Source organism: Streptomyces sp. WG5 (assembly GCF_049974565.1).
Classification (GTDB): domain Bacteria; phylum Actinomycetota; class Actinomycetes; order Streptomycetales; family Streptomycetaceae; genus Streptomyces.
Map to the genome: position 1 here is coordinate 116,698 of NZ_JBNGGC010000009.1, position 14,435 is coordinate 131,132.

At 70.8% G+C, this 14,435-nt stretch carries 11 protein-coding genes; 6 read left to right on the forward strand and 5 right to left on the reverse strand.

Annotated features, from left to right (window positions below; genetic code table 11):
- Positions 1–32: 32 nt before the first annotated feature.
- The 4 genes from lspA to ACP4IX_RS11655 all read left to right on the forward strand — a co-directional run bounded on the left by lspA (position 33) and on the right by ACP4IX_RS11655 (position 3,856).
- Positions 33–626 carry a signal peptidase II gene (gene lspA / locus ACP4IX_RS11640; protein ID WP_426522919.1) on the forward strand — a complete coding sequence of 198 codons (594 nt, stop codon included), beginning with the start codon at positions 33–35 and terminating at the stop codon, positions 624–626.
- Between the two features lie 127 nt (positions 627–753).
- Positions 754–1,698 (forward strand): RluA family pseudouridine synthase, encoded by a 945-nt coding sequence (locus ACP4IX_RS11645; RefSeq protein WP_426522918.1) that lies wholly within the window; start codon positions 754–756, stop codon positions 1,696–1,698.
- Positions 1,695–2,180, forward strand: coding sequence for a GNAT family N-acetyltransferase (locus tag ACP4IX_RS11650; protein ID WP_426522917.1), 486 nt, complete (start codon positions 1,695–1,697; stop codon positions 2,178–2,180). The genes ACP4IX_RS11645 and ACP4IX_RS11650 overlap by 4 nt, the downstream gene beginning before the upstream one ends.
- Positions 2,181–2,269: 89 nt before the next feature.
- Positions 2,270–3,856, forward strand: a complete 1,587-nt coding sequence (locus ACP4IX_RS11655; protein ID WP_426555434.1) for a Na+/H+ antiporter — start codon at positions 2,270–2,272, stop codon at positions 3,854–3,856.
- Between the two features lie 22 nt (positions 3,857–3,878).
- Here the strand turns inward: ACP4IX_RS11655 and ACP4IX_RS11660 are convergent, their stop codons facing one another.
- A complete protein-coding gene (locus ACP4IX_RS11660) occupies positions 3,879–5,003 on the reverse strand; it encodes a mechanosensitive ion channel family protein (RefSeq protein ID WP_426522915.1) in 1,125 nt (374 codons plus the stop codon).
- 103 nt (positions 5,004–5,106) lie between these two features.
- Here ACP4IX_RS11660 and ACP4IX_RS11665 point away from each other — a divergent pair, with 103 nt between their 5' ends.
- Positions 5,107–5,703, forward strand: a complete 597-nt coding sequence (locus ACP4IX_RS11665) for a dienelactone hydrolase family protein (RefSeq protein ID WP_426555435.1) — start codon at positions 5,107–5,109, stop codon at positions 5,701–5,703.
- On the opposite strand, the gene ACP4IX_RS11670 is transcribed toward ACP4IX_RS11665, so the two are convergent.
- The 4 genes from ACP4IX_RS11670 to ACP4IX_RS11685 all read right to left on the reverse strand — a co-directional run bounded on the left by ACP4IX_RS11670 (position 5,688) and on the right by ACP4IX_RS11685 (position 10,522).
- A complete protein-coding gene (locus ACP4IX_RS11670) occupies positions 5,688–7,373 on the reverse strand; it encodes an alkaline phosphatase D family protein (RefSeq protein ID WP_426555436.1) in 1,686 nt (561 codons plus the stop codon). The genes ACP4IX_RS11665 and ACP4IX_RS11670 overlap by 16 nt on opposite strands.
- Before the next feature lie 149 nt (positions 7,374–7,522).
- Positions 7,523–8,323, reverse strand: coding sequence for a DsbA family protein (locus ACP4IX_RS11675; RefSeq protein WP_426555437.1), 801 nt, complete (start codon positions 8,321–8,323; stop codon positions 7,523–7,525).
- Between the two features lie 78 nt (positions 8,324–8,401).
- Entirely contained in the window at positions 8,402–9,112 is a 711-nt protein-coding gene (locus tag ACP4IX_RS11680; RefSeq protein ID WP_426555438.1) for a hypothetical protein, read from the reverse strand.
- Positions 9,113–9,181: 69 nt separating this feature from the next.
- Positions 9,182–10,522, reverse strand: coding sequence for a DUF2252 domain-containing protein (locus tag ACP4IX_RS11685; RefSeq protein ID WP_426522910.1), 1,341 nt, complete (start codon positions 10,520–10,522; stop codon positions 9,182–9,184).
- Positions 10,523–10,809: 287 nt separating this feature from the next.
- Here ACP4IX_RS11685 and dnaE point away from each other — a divergent pair, with 287 nt between their 5' ends.
- On the forward strand, positions 10,810–14,349 hold the full coding sequence (gene dnaE / locus ACP4IX_RS11690) for a DNA polymerase III subunit alpha (protein WP_426522909.1): 3,540 nt from the start codon (positions 10,810–10,812) through the stop codon (positions 14,347–14,349).
- Positions 14,350–14,435 lie beyond the last annotated feature (86 nt).

Consider the following 14,435-nt stretch of genomic DNA (forward strand, 5'->3'; position numbering starts at 1 on the left):
CCTCAGTCAGGTACCTAGGTTGAGGGACTCACGTGGCAGAGGCGGAGCGCATCATCGGTACGCCGGACACCCCGGACGCGGCCGGGGACGGACAGGAGCGGCCCGACTCCGAGCAGGAGCAGCCCCCGGAGCGCCCCCGGGGCAGGCGGCGGATCGCCGTGCTGTTCGCGGTCGCGGCGTTCGCGTACCTCCTCGACCTGGTCAGCAAGATGATCGTGGTCGCCAAGCTGGAGCACCAGGAGCCCATCGAGATCGTCGGGGACTGGCTGCGGTTCGTGGCGATCCGCAACGCGGGCGCTGCCTTCGGCTTCGGCGAGGCCTTCACCGTGCTCTTCACGGTGATCGCGGCGGCCGTGATCGTCGTGATCGCCCGCCTCGCGCGCAAGCTCCACAGCCTGCCGTGGGCCGTCGCGCTCGGCCTGCTGCTCGGCGGTGCCCTCGGCAACCTCACCGACCGGATCTTCCGCGCGCCCGGCGTCTTCCAGGGCGCGGTCGTGGACTTCATCGCGCCCAAGCACTTCGCCGTCTTCAACCTCGCCGACTCGGCGATCGTCTGCGGCGGCATCCTGATCGTGATCCTCTCCTTCCGGGGCCTCGACCCGGACGGGACCGTCCACAAGGACTGACCGTCCACAAGGACTGAGCGTCCACAAGGACTGAGCGTCCACAAGGACTGAGCGTCCACGAGGGCCGCGCGTCCACGAGGCCGAGCGCGCGGTCGGGAGTGTCCGACCCGTCCGGCATACTCGACGGGTGAGCACGATTCCCGAGATCCGTACCCTGCCCGTGCCCGACGGCCTGGAGGGCGAGCGCGTCGACGCCGCCATCTCCCGCATGTTCGGCTTCTCCCGTACCAAGGCCGCGGAGCTCGCCGCGGCGGGCAAGGTGCAGGTCGACGGATCGGTGGTCGGCAAGTCCGAGCGCGTCCACGGCGGCGCCTGGCTCGAGGTCGAGATGCCGCAGGCGCCCGCCCCGGTGCAGGTGGTCGCCGAGCCCGTCGAGGGCATGGAGATCGTGCACGACGACGACGACGTGGTCGTGATCGTCAAGCCGGTCGGGGTCGCCGCCCACCCGTCCCCGGGCTGGAGCGGCCCCACGGTCATCGGCGGACTGGCCGCCGCCGGGTACCGCGTCTCCACCTCCGGCGCCGCCGAGCGCCAGGGCATCGTGCACCGCCTCGACGTGGGCACCTCCGGCCTGATGGTGGTCGCCAAGTCCGAGCGGGCGTACACCTCGCTCAAGCGCCAGTTCAAGGAGCGCACGGTCGACAAGCGCTACCACACGCTCGTGCAGGGCCACCCCGACCCGACCAGCGGCACCATCGACGCCCCCATCGGCCGCCACCCCCAGCACGACTACAAGTGGGCCGTCACCGCCGAGGGCAAGCCCTCGGTCACCCACTACGACCTGATCGAGGCCTTCCGTGCCGCCTCCCTGCTCGACGTGAAGCTGGAGACCGGCCGCACCCACCAGATCCGCGTCCACATGGCCGCCCACCGCCACCCCTGCGTCGGCGACCTGACCTACGGCGCCGACCCCACGCTCGCCAAGCGGCTGCGCCTCACCCGCCAGTGGCTGCACGCCGTACGGCTCGGCTTCGAACACCCCGGCGACGGCCAGTGGGTCGAGTACGCCAGCGACTACCCCGAGGACCTCCAGCAGGCCCTGGACCTGGTCCGCGAGGAGACCTACGGATGAGCGCCCCGGACCGGGCGCCGTCGTACGAGGTGCGGGTCGCCGAGGACCCCGGCGACCGGGAGGCGTGCTTCGCCGTGCGCAAGGACGTCTTCGTCGCGGAGCAGAAGGTCCCCGAGGACATCGAGTACGACGCCTACGACGCCGACGCCGTGCACGTCCTGGCGGTCCGGGCGGACGGCGTGCCGCTGGGCACCGGCCGGCTGCTGCACGGCGCGGCCGCCGCGGCGAAGAACGGCGACGGCGACCCGGCCGTCGGCTCCCTGGGCCGGCTCGCGGTGACCGCGCACGCCCGCGGGCTGGGCGTCGGGGCCGCCCTGGTGCGAGCCGTCGAGGAGGCGGCACGCGCGCGTGGACTCACCGCGGTGGACCTGCACGCGCAGACCCACGCCCTGGGTTTCTACGAGCGTCTGGGGTACGAGGCGTACGGACCCGAGTTCCCCGACGCCGGGATCCCCCACCGCGCGATGCGGCGCGCCCTGTAGGCAAAGGCGCCGAACGGGCCGGCGGGGCCGGTGACGTGGCAGGCTTGAGGTCCGCCGTGTGACGCCGAGACCCCGCCGGAGCGGTGACCGTGGACCAGCTGGCCCTGTTGTTCATGCTGCTGCTCGGGGCCCTGCTGAGCGTCCCCGTCGGCGCCCGCCTCGGGCTGCCGGCGCCGGTGCTGATGACGGTCCTCGGGATCGTCCTCGCGCTGCTCGACTTCGTGCCCGACGTCGACATCCCGCCCGAGCTGATCCTGCCCGCGCTGCTGCCGCCGCTGCTGTACGCGGCCGTGCGGCGCACGTCGTGGAGACAGTTCGCGGCCAACAGACGCCCGATCTTCCTGCTGGCGGTCGCGCTGGTCTTCGTCACCATGACCTGCGTGGCCGCCGTGGCGAGCGCCATCGTGCCGGGGCTGCCGATCGCCGCCGCCTTCGCGCTGGGCGCCCTGGTGGCGCCGCCCGACCCGGTCGCGGCGACCGCTGTCGCCGGGCAGCTGGGTCTGCCGCGCCGCCTGGTCTCCATCCTGGAGGGCGAGGGGCTGTTCAACGACGTCACGGCCATCGTCCTGTACCACGTGGCCATCGCCGCGGCCGTCGGCGGCACCTTCTCGCCGTGGCGGGCCGGACTCGACCTGGTGCTGTCCGCCGTCGTCGCCGTCGCGGTCGGACTCGCGCTGGGCTGGGCCACCAACAAGCTGCTGAGCGTGCTGGGGGACGCCACCCTGCAGATCGGCCTGACGCTGCTGGTGCCGTACGGGTCCTACGTCCTGGCCGAGGAACTGCACGGCTCCGGGGTGCTCGCGGTGCTCACCACCGCGATGTTCCTCGCCGAGTACGCCTTCGACGCCGACGACGTGATGACCCGGCTCGCCGGGCACACCGTGTGGGACGTCGTCGACACACTCGTCACCGGTGTCGCGTTCGGGCTGGTCGGCCTGGAGCTGAACAACGCGATCCGCACGGCCTCCGGACGCTGGACCGAACTGCTCGGCTGGGCCGCGGCGACCACCGGAGTCGTGATCATGGTGCGGCTGGTGTGGCTGCTGCCGGCCACCTGGCTGACCAAGCGGCTGCACGCCGGACGCGACCACGACGAGGACATTCCCACGTCCTGGCGGGAGACCGTCGTCATGTGGTGGTCGGGGATGCGGGGCGTCGCCTCGGTCGCGCTGGCGCTCGCGATCCCGCTGGAGACGGACGACGGGTCCGCCTTCCCCCACCGCGAGGAGATCGTCTTCATCGCGTTCGGCGTGATCATGGTCACGCTGCTGCTGCAGGGGCTGACCCTGCCGTGGCTGGTGGGCCGGCTCGGGGTGCGGGCGGACACCGAGCGGGAGAAGGAGTACGAGAAGGAGCTGGCCGTACGGGCGGCCAGGGCGGCGAAGCGGCGGCTCAGGGAGATCGAGTCGGTCGAGGAACTGCCCGAGGAGCTGTCCGAGCAGATGCTGCGGCGGGCCTTCGACATCGGCATGCGGATCAGCCCCGACGTCGGGGACGAGGAGCGGCGCGAGGCGCAGGAGCAGCGGGCCCGCCGGCTCAAGCGGATCCGCCGCATCCAGGGCGAGATGATGAGCGCCGCGCGCCACGAGGTGCTGGCCGCACGCAGCGAACCCGGAGCCGACCCGGAGATCGTGGACCGGGTACTGCGCCACCTCGACGAGCGCAGCCTGCGCTGAGACGAGCCCGCCCCGGCGCGGGTCACAGGCTCTTCGCCGGCTGCTCCGGAAAGCGGCGGGGAGCGCTGTCGGGGGAACGGCGGGGGTGCGGGGCACCGTCGTGGGGCGGGCGCAGGGGCGCGTCCGCCGTGCTGACCCGCGGCAGGGCGTACGGGTGCTCGTCGGCGAGCCAGCGGATCATTCCCTCGCGGACCGTGACCCGGACCGTCCAGATGTCGTCCGCGTCCTTGGCCGTCACCAGGGCCCGCACTTGCATGGTGTTCGGGGTGGTGTCCGTGACGGTCAGGTTGTAGTCGCGGCCGTCCCAGGCGGGGCACTCGCGCAGGATGTCGCGCAGCCGCTCGCGCATCGGCTCCAGCGGTGCCGAGTGGTCGAGGTGCCAGAAGACCGTCCCGGTCATCTGAGGTGTGCCGCGCGACCAGTTCTCGAACGGCTTGGACGTGAAGTACGACACCGGCATGGTGATCCGGCGCTCGTCCCAGGTACGCACGGTCAGGAACGTGAGGGTGATCTCCTCGACGGTGCCCCACTCCCCGTCCACCACGACCGTGTCACCCATGCGCACCATGTCGCCGAAGGCGATCTGGAACCCGGCGAACATGTTGCTGAGCGTGGACTGCGCGGCGATGCCGGCCACGATGCCGAGCAGACCGGCCGAGGCCAGCAGCGACGCGCCCGCCGCGCGCATCGCCGGGAACGTCAGCAGCATCGCCGACACGGCGACCACGCCGACGACCGCCGAGACCACCCGCATGATCAGTGAGACCTGGGTGCGGACGCGCCGCACCCGGGCCGGGTTCCGCTGGGCGTGGGCGTGGGCGTAGCGGGAGTACGACGTCTCGACGACCGCCGCGGCGATCCGGATCACCAGCCAGGCCACCGAGCCGATCAGCACCAGCGTCAGCGTCCGGCCGACCCCCTCCCGGTGGTCGGGGAACACCTGTGCCTCGACGTACGACCCTCTCAGCAGCGCCGCGCACAGGAGGAGCTGGTACGGGACGCGGGCACGGCGCAGCAGCCCCCACAGGGGCGTCTCGGGGTGCCGTCCGTCGGCCTTGCGCAGCAAGAGGTCGGTGGCCCAGCCGATGACCAGGGTCAGCAGGACGGAGGCGCCGACCACGATCAGCGGGCGGAGTATGGTCTCCATCCCCCGAACGTAACCGCCGCGCCGCGCAGTGAACCTGTGACTTCCGTCCCGTCCCGGGTATCGCCGCGACCGCGGTGTCACACCCGGCTGGCACCATGGCCCCATGAACATCGTGCTCTTTCACTCGACCCTCGGCCCCAGGCCCGCGGTGCGGCAGGCCGCCGACCGGCTGCGCGACGCCGGTCACCAGGTCTGGACCCCGGACCTCTTCGAGGGCCGGACGTTCGACACGGTCGAGGAGGGCATGGCCCACCAGGAGGAGATCGGCAAGGAGGAGCTGCTGAAGCGGGCCGTGCTGGCCGCCGCCCCCTATTCCGAACGGGGACTGGTGTACGCCGGGTTCTCGCTCGGCGCCTCCATCGCCCAGACCCTCGCCCTCGGCGACCACCGCTCCCGCGGACTGCTGCTCCTGCACGGCACCTCGGACATCGCGGCCACCGCCTCCGTCGACGACCTGCCGGTCCAGCTGCACGTCGCCGAGCCGGACGCCTTCGAGACGGACGACTGGCTCAGCGCCTGGTATCTCCAGATGGGCCGGATCGGCGCCGATGTCGAGGTGTACAGGTACGCCGGGGCCGGCCACCTCTACACCGACCCCGGCCTGCCCGACTACGACGAGGAGGCCGCCGAGGCCACCTGGCGGGTGGCGCTCGGCTTCCTGGAGACGCTGGGCGCGGACGCGTCTCAGACCGGGGCGTAGACGCGCTCGACCCGCTGCGTGCCACTGCGGGTGCGGTACGAACGGGCCCACTCCGAGGTGGCGTCCGGGTCGGTGCGGTCGGAGACGACGTAGTAGTCCATCTGCGTCCGGTCCGCGGTGATGTCCAGCACGCCGTAACCGTGCCGGTCGGTGTCGACCCAGCGGACGTGCCGGTTCGCGGCCCGGATGACCGGTGCGGCGATCGCCGAGACCGTGCCCTCGGGGACCTTCACGATGTCGTCGAGGTTGTCGGAGGTCACCGAGGTGACGACGAACTCCGTGGCGGCCGAGGCGGACAGCGGGTACGTGGCGGCGTTGTGCGGCACGTCGTTGGCCCACGCCATGTGGATGTCGCCGGTCAGGAACACCGTGTTGCGGATGGCGTTCGCGCGCAGGTGGGCCAGCAGTTCGCGGCGGTCGTCGGTGTACCCGTCCCACTGGTCGGTGTTGAGGGCGAGGCCCTCCTTGGGCAGGCCGAGCAGTTCGGCGAGCGGCTTCAGCAGCTCGGCGGGGATCGACCCGACGGCGAACGGCGAGATCATCACCGAGTTGCCGACCAGCCGCCACGTGGTGTCGGAGGAGGCGAGCCCGGACTTCAGCCAGTCCATCTGGGCGCGGCCGGTGAGGGTGCGGTCCGGGTCGTCGACCTCGCCGTCGCCGAGCGCCACCTGCTGCGAGCGGAAGGTGCGCAGGTCCAGCAGCGACAGGTCGGCCAGCCGGCCGAAGCGCAGCCGGCGGTAGGTGGTGCCGGCGATCGCGGGGCGCACCGGCATCCACTCGAAGTAGGCCTGCTTGGCGGCGGCCTGACGCGCCGCCCAGGTGCCCTCGGCGCCCTCGGTGTGGTTCTCGGCGCCGCCCGACCAGGCGTCGTTGGCGATCTCGTGGTCGTCCCAGATCGCCACGACCGGTGCGGCGGCGTGCAGCGCCTGGAGGTCGGGGTCGGTCTTGTAACGGCCGTGCCGGACGCGGTAGTCGGCGAGCGTGAGGATCTCGTGGGCGGGCGCGTGCGGGCGTACGACGGTGTCGCGGGCGCCGTACTCGCCGGTGCCGTACTCGTAGATGTAGTCGCCCAGGTGCAGCCAGGCGTCCAGGTCACCGCGGGTCGCGAGGTGCCGGTACGACGAGAAGTGGCCGGCCTCCCAGTTGGCGCAGGAGACCACGCCGAAGCGCAGGCCCGTGACGGCCGCGTCGGGGGCCGGGGCGGTGCGGGTGCGGGCGGCGGGGGAGTCGGTGGGGCCGGCCGAGAAGCGGAACCAGTAGTCCGTGGCGGGCGCCAGGCCCCGGATGTCGGCCTTGACGGTGTGGTCGGAGGCCGCCGTCGCCGTGGTGGACCCCTTGGCGACGATGTCCGTGAACGCCTTGTCCCTGGCGACGACCCAGCTCACCTCGGTGTCCGGCCCGGCACCGGAGCCCGGTATGGACTCGGGCGTCGGGGTCACCCGGGTCCACAGCAGGACGCCGTCGGGCAGTGGATCGCCGGAGGCGACGCCGTGCAGGAAGGCGGGGGCGACGCCTGCGGCACCGGCGGGCGGCGCCGCGACGAGCGGGGCGGCCAGGACGGCGCCGGCCGCCGCGGCCTTGACGACCGTACGGCGGCTCGGGGTACGGGTGTTCGCGCTGTCGGCGGACGGCGCGGCGGTGTTCTCGGATGATCTGTGTCGACTGGTCACGACCGATCAGGTTACTGATCGGTATGCGCGCGGGCGGGCGAACTCGCAAAAGTTCGCCCGCCCGTCGGCCGTGCTTCGGTGCGGTGTCACCCCCGGCGGTGACCCCGGCGGTGACCACCGGCAGAGGTCACGCCGGGGTCACGCGGGGATCACTTGGTGACGCCCGCGTCCTTGAGGGCCTTCTGCCAATCGGCGTCGGTGCCCGGGGTCTCGATCACCTTGTCGTTGATCTTGACGGTCGGGGTCGACTGGACGTCCTCGGCCTTCTGGAAGGAATCGCTCATCTTCATCGCCCAGGCGTCGTAGGTGCCCTTCTCCACGGCGTCCTGGAACTCCTTGTTGTTCTTCAGGGCGTCGACCGTGTCCGCCACCTTGATCAGGTAGTCGTCCTTGGCGAAGTCGTCGGTCGACTCCGACGGGTGGTGCTCGGCGGAGTACAGCGCGGTCTTGTAGTCGATGAACGCCTCGGGGCTGACGTTCAGCGCGGCGCCGAGCGCGCTCAGCGCGTTCTTCGAGCCCTCGCCGCCGAGGTTCCCGTCGAGGAAGGTGCCGATCGTGAAGGAGAGCTTGTAGGTGCCGTCCTCCATGCCCTTGTTGACGGCCTCGCCGACGCCCTGCTCGAAGGAGGCGCAGCCGGGGCAGCGCGGGTCCTCGTAGAGGTGGACGACGTGGTCGCTCTTGGAGTCGCCGAGGGTGACCGTGGTGCCGTTCTTGCCGGAGGTGTTGGCCGGGGCCGTCACCTTGGCGTCGGCGGCCTTCTCCCAGCCCGAGGGCTCGTTCATCTGCATGACGGCGTAGCCGATGCCGCCGGCTATCGCCAGCACGCCGACGATGGAGCAGGCCACGACGACCTGCCGCCTGACCTTGTCGCGCTTGGCCTGACGCTCGCGCTCCTGGCGCAGGCGCTCACGGGCCGCCGTCTTGGCCGCCTGGCTGTTCCGCTTGCTCATGGTGGTGATCTCTCCGGGGACGCGCACACGGGGGTGTGCGGAATACGTATGGGGGGACTGCCGGTACTCGGTGACGGGTCACACGAAGACGACCGGGCGCGGTGGTCCGCGCCGTCCCACGGAGTGCGTGAGGATCCGCATCCGGGCGCCGGTGGTGCGGCGGGCCGGGGCCGCCGGGCGGCGCACCGCCGTCGGGGCCCGGCGTACGCTCACGGCCGCGACGGCGAGCAGCAGCGGCCGGAAGGTGGTCGCGGCCACCGCGCTCAGCAGCTGGGCCAGTGCCCGCTCGCCGCGCCGCAGCCAGGCCGCCGCCAGCAGGCCGACGCCGACGTGCGCGCCGAGCAGCAGCCAGGCGGTCGCGGGGCCGGCGCCGGTGAGCACGGTCGCCAGCCGGTCGGTCTCCGCGCCGGTCACCCGGGTCAGCGGGGCGGCGACACCGGCGTGGACGCCGGTCCCGTCGCCGCACAGCACGTCGAAGCCCACGGAGCGCAGCGGGCCGGTGACCGGGCCGCCCGTCCGTCCGTAGCAGACGTGCTGGCCGGTGGTGAAGACCGTGTCGGCGGCCAGCTCCAGCGGGATCAGCAGGGCGGCGATCCGCCCGAAGCCGCGCTCGCGCCGCCCGGCCAGGGCGTACGCGATCAGGAACACGGCGGCGGCGACCGCGGCCACGGTGGGCAGCGGCAGCGGGACCCCGGACAGCAGCACGTGCGACGCGGTGCTGAGGGTCACGACGAGTGCCGTGAACAGCGCCGCGCGTACGGCTCTGAGCGGGGTTCCGGATATGTCCATAGCGATAGCAGAGTGTGTCATGGGGCCCGGTAAGGGACCCCTAAAGGGTTCCTGTGAGAGAGCCGACGGTTACAGACCCGGAATCCGGCCGTTGCGGAACAGGTCGACGAAGGTCTGGTGGTCGGCACGCGCGCGTGCGCCGTAGCGGTGCGCGAAGTCGACCAGCAGGGGCGCGAAACCCTCCTCGTCGGCGGCGATCGCCGCGTCGATGGCCCGCTCGGTCGAGAAGGGCACCAGGGACTCACCGGACTGGTCGTCCGCCGCCGCGTGCATCGTGGCCGTGGCCCGGCCCAGGTCGGCGACGACCTCGGCGATCTCCTCCGGATCGTCGATGTCGCCCCAGTCCAGGTCGACGGCGTACGGCGACACCTCGGCGACCAGCTGGCCCGAGCCGTCCAGCTCGGTCCAGCCCAGCCACGGGTCGGCGTGTGCCTGGAGGGCGCGCTGGGAGATCACCGTGCGGTGGCCCTCGTGCTGGAAGTAGTCCCGGATGGCCTGGTCGGTGATGTGCCGGGAGACCGCCGGGGTCTGGGCCTGCTTGACGTAGATCACGACGTCGTTCTCCAGGGCGTCGCTGTTGCCCTCCAGGAGGATGTTGTACGAGGGCAGGCCGGCCGAGCCGATGCCGATGCCGCGGCGGCCGACGACGTCCTTCACGCGGTAGGAGTCCGGGCGGGCCAGGGACGACTCCGGGAGCGTCTCCAGGTAGCCGTCGAAGGCCGCGAGCACCTTGTAGCGCGTGGCGGCGTCCAGCTCGATGGAGCCGCCGCCCGGGGCGAAGCGGCGCTCGAAGTCCCGGATCTCGGTCATCGACTCCAGCAGCCCGAAGCGGGTCAGGGAGCGGGCGACGCGCAGCGCGCCCAGCAGCGGTCCCTCGGCGGTGTCCAGGGTGAACGGCGGCACCTCGTCGCTCTTGGCACCGGTGGCGAGGGCGTGGATCCGCTCGCGGTACGCGTCCGCGTACACCCGCACCAGCTCGGTGATCTGCTCGTCGCTGAACGCCTTCGCGTACCCGATCAGCGCGACGGAGGCGGCGAAGCGCTTGAGGTCCCAGGTGAAGGGGCCGACGTAGGCCTCGTCGAAGTCGTTGACGTTGAAGATCAGCCGGCCGGTGGAGTCCATGTACGTGCCGAAGTTCTCGGCGTGCAGGTCGCCGTGGATCCACACCCGCGAGGTGCGCTCGTCCAGATACGGTCCGCCGCTCTTCGGACCGAACTCCTGGTCGACGGTCACATCATGATAAAAGAGGCATGCCGTGCCGCGGTAGAAGGCGAAGGCCGAGGCCGCCATCTTCCGGAACTTCACGCGGAACGCCGCCGGATCCGCGGCCAGCAGCTGGCCGAAGGCGGTGTCGAAGACGGCGAGGATCTCCTCGCCGCGGTGCTCCTCGTTGAGCTGCGGGACCGACATGCCTGGTGCCTCCTGGTGCGGGTGGTGCGTGACGAATGGAGCGGATCTCCACTCGGACCAACGTTCGAAGAGGTGCGGGAGTGCCCGCGCCGGGGTCCGCCCCGACACGCGGGTCCGCCCCCGAAGGTACGCGGGGATGCCCCCGGAGTGTCAGTGCCGAGGCATAGACTTCGACGCTGACCCCCCGGACCGACCGCCGCCCGCCGCCGGCCCGTCACCTGCCCGTCGCCCGACCACCGCCCCTCGACGAGGCGCTTCGCGCCACAGCCCTGATTTGGAGGCCGAACGTGTCCAAGCCGCCGTTCACGCACCTGCACGTCCACACCCAGTACTCGCTGCTGGACGGTGCCGCGCGGCTGAAGGACATGTTCGACGCCTGCAATGAGATGGGCATGACGCACATCGCCATGTCCGACCACGGCAACCTGCACGGGGCGTACGACTTCTTCCATTCCGCGAAGAAGGCCGGAGTCACCCCGATCATCGGGATCGAGGCGTACGTCGCCCCCGAGTCACGCCGCAACAAGCGCAAGATCCAGTGGGGCCAGCCGCACCAGAAGCGGGACGACGTCTCCGGTTCGGGCGGTTACACCCACAAGACCATGTGGGCGACCGACAGCACCGGCCTGCACAACCTCTTCCGCCTCTCCTCCGACGCGTACGCCGAGGGCTGGCTGCAGAAGTGGCCCCGGATGGACAAGGAGACCATCTCCCAGTGGTCCGAGGGGATCGTGGCCTCCACCGGCTGCCCCTCCGGCGAGGTGCAGACCCGCCTGCGCCTCGGCCACTTCGACGAGGCCCTGAAGGCGGCCGCCGACTACCAGGACATCTTCGGCAAGGACCGGTACTTCCTGGAGCTGATGGACCACGGCATCGAGATCGAGCACCGGGTCCGCGACGGCCTGCTGGAGATCGGCCGGAAGCTCGGCATCCCGCCGCTGGTGACGAACGACTCGCACTACACCTACGCGCACGAGGCGACCGCGCACGACGCCCTGCTGTGCATCCAGACCGGCAAGAACCTCTCCGACCCGGACCGCTTCCGGTTCGACGGCACCGGCTACTACCTGAAGTCGACGGACGAGATGTACGCCATCGACTCCTCCGACGCCTGGCAGGAGGGCTGCGCCAACACGCGCCTGATCGCCGAGATGATCGACACCACCGGCATGTTCGAGAAGCGCGACCTCATGCCGAAGTTCGACATCCCCGAGGGCTTCACCGAGGTCACCTGGTTCCAGGAGGAGGTCCGCCGCGGCATGGCGCGCCGCTTCCCCGGCGGCGTCCCGGAGGACCGCCAGAAGCAGGCCGAGTACGAGATGGACGTCATCATCCAGATGGGGTTCCCGGGCTACTTCCTGGTGGTCGCCGACTTCATCATGTGGGCGAAGAACCAGGGCATCGCGGTGGGCCCCGGCCGAGGCTCCGCGGCCGGTTCGATCGTGGCGTACGCCATGGGCATCACCGACCTCGACCCGATCCCGCACGGTCTGATCTTCGAGCGGTTCCTCAACCCCGAGCGCGTCTCCATGCCCGACGTCGACATCGACTTCGACGAGCGCCGGCGCGTCGAGGTGATCAGGTACGTGACGGAGAAGTACGGCGCCGACAAGGTCGCCATGATCGGCACGTACGGCAAGATCAAGGCGAAGAACGCCATCAAGGACTCCGCGCGCGTGCTGGGCTACCCGTACGCGATGGGCGACCGGCTCACCAAGGCGATGCCCGCCGACGTCCTCGGCAAGGGCATCGACCTCAACGGCATCACGGACCCCACGCACCCGCGGTACAGCGAGGCCGGCGAGATCCGCTCGATGTACGAGAACGAGCCGGACGTGAAGAAGGTCATCGACACCGCCAAGGGCGTCGAGGGCCTGGTGCGGCAGATGGGCGTGCACGCGGCCGGCGTGATCATGTCCAGCGAGCCCATCGTCGACCACGCCCCGATCTGGGTGCGGCACACCGACGGCGTGACCATCACGCAGTGGGACTACCCGCAGTGCGAGTCGCTCGGCCTGCTGAAGATGGACTTCCTCGGCCTGCGCAACCTCACGATCATGGACGACGCCGTCAAGATGGTGAAGTCCAACAAGGGCATCGACCTCGACCTGCTGTCGCTGCCGCTGGACGACCCCAAGACCTTCGAACTGCTCCAGCGGGGCGACACGCTCGGCGTCTTCCAGTTCGACGGCGGGCCGATGCGTTCGCTGCTGCGGCTGATGAAGCCCGACAACTTCGAGGACATCTCCGCCGTCTCCGCGCTCTACCGCCCCGGCCCCATGGGCATGGACTCGCACACCAACTACGCGCTGCGCAAGAACGGTCTGCAGGAGATCACGCCGATCCACAAGGAGCTGGAGGAACCCCTCCAGGAGGTGCTGTCGGTCACCTACGGCCTGATCGTCTACCAGGAGCAGGTGCAGAAGGCCGCCCAGATCATCGCGGGCTACTCGCTCGGCGAGGCCGACATCCTCCGCCGCGTGATGGGCAAGAAGAAGCCCGACGAACTGGCGAAGAACTTCGTCCTCTTCCAGGAGGGCGCCCGCAAGAAGGGGTACAGCGACGAGGCCATCCAGGCCCTGTGGGACGTGCTGGTCCCCTTCGCCGGCTACGCCTTCAACAAGGCGCACTCGGCCGCGTACGGACTGGTCTCGTACTGGACCGCGTACCTGAAGGCGAACCACCCCGCCGAGTACATGGCCGGTCTGCTCACCTCGGTCAAGGACGACAAGGACAAGTCGGCCGTCTACCTGAACGAGTGCCGGCGCATGGGCATCAAGGTCCTCCCGCCCAACGTCAACGAGTCCATGTCGAACTTCGCCGCGCAGGGCGACGACGTGATCCTCTTCGGCCTCTCCGCCGTCCGCAACGTCGGCACCAACGTCGTCGAGTCGATCATCAGGTGCCGCAAGGCCAAGGGGAAGTACGCGTCCTTCCCCGACTACCTGGACAAAGTAGAGGCGGTCGTCTGCAACAAGCGGACGACGGAGTCGCTGATCAAGGCCGGCGCCTTCGACGAGATGGGGCACACCCGCAAGGGCCTCACCGCGCAGTACGAGCCGATGATCGACAACGTGGTCGCGGTCAAGCGCAAGGAGGCCGAGGGCCAGTTCGACCTCTTCGGCGGCATGGGCGAGGAGGCGCACGACGAGCCCGGCTTCGGACTCGACGTCGTCTTCGGCGAGGACGAGTGGGACAAGACCTACCTCCTCGCCCAGGAGCGGGAGATGCTCGGTCTCTACGTCTCCGACCACCCGCTCTTCGGTCTGGAGCACGTGCTGTCGGACAAGGCCGACGCGGGCATCTCCCAGCTCACCGGAGGTGACTTCGGCGACGGCGCGGTCGTCACCATCGGCGGCATCATCTCCGGCCTCCAGCGCAAGATGACCAAGCAGGGCAACGCCTGGGCCATCGCCACCGTCGAGGACCTGGCCGGCTCCATCGAGTGCATGTTCTTCCCGGCGACCTACCAGCTGGTGTCCACCCAACTCGTCGAGGACGCGGTGGTGTTCGTCAAGGGGCGCCTGGACAAGCGGGAGGACGTGCCGCGCCTGGTCGCCATGGAGCTGATGGTCCCCGACCTGTCCAACGCGGGCACCAACGCGCCGGTGGTCCTCACGATCCCCGCCACCCGGGTCACTCCGCCGATGGTCAGCCGGCTCGGCGAGATCCTCACCCACCACCGGGGCGACAGCGAGGTCCGGATCAAGCTCCAGGGGCCCACGAAGACGACGGTGCTGCGCCTGGACCGGCACCGGGTGAAGCCCGATCCGGCCCTCTTCGGCGACCTGAAGGTGCTGCTCGGGCCGTCCTGCCTGGCGGGCTGACGGGGGCGCCCGGGCCGTCCCGCCCGGCGGGTTGAGGGGGCCGCCCGGACCGTCCCGCCCGGTGGACCGAGCGGCCGAGGCGGCCG

Bases quoted from the DNA above. Each gene is read 5' to 3' on its own strand.
- ACP4IX_RS11650 (WP_426522917.1), top strand. From the start codon at position 1,695: ATGAGCGCCCCGGACCGGGCGCCGTCGTACGAGGTGCGGGTCGCCGAG.
- ACP4IX_RS11660 (WP_426522915.1), bottom strand. From the start codon at position 5,003: ATGGAGACCATACTCCGCCCGCTGATCGTGGTCGGCGCCTCCGTCCTG.
- ACP4IX_RS11665 (WP_426555435.1), top strand. From the start codon at position 5,107: ATGAACATCGTGCTCTTTCACTCGACCCTCGGCCCCAGGCCCGCGGTG.
- ACP4IX_RS11675 (WP_426555437.1), bottom strand. From the start codon at position 8,323: ATGAGCAAGCGGAACAGCCAGGCGGCCAAGACGGCGGCCCGTGAGCGC.
- ACP4IX_RS11680 (WP_426555438.1), bottom strand. From the start codon at position 9,112: ATGGACATATCCGGAACCCCGCTCAGAGCCGTACGCGCGGCGCTGTTC.
- ACP4IX_RS11685 (WP_426522910.1), bottom strand. From the start codon at position 10,522: ATGTCGGTCCCGCAGCTCAACGAGGAGCACCGCGGCGAGGAGATCCTC.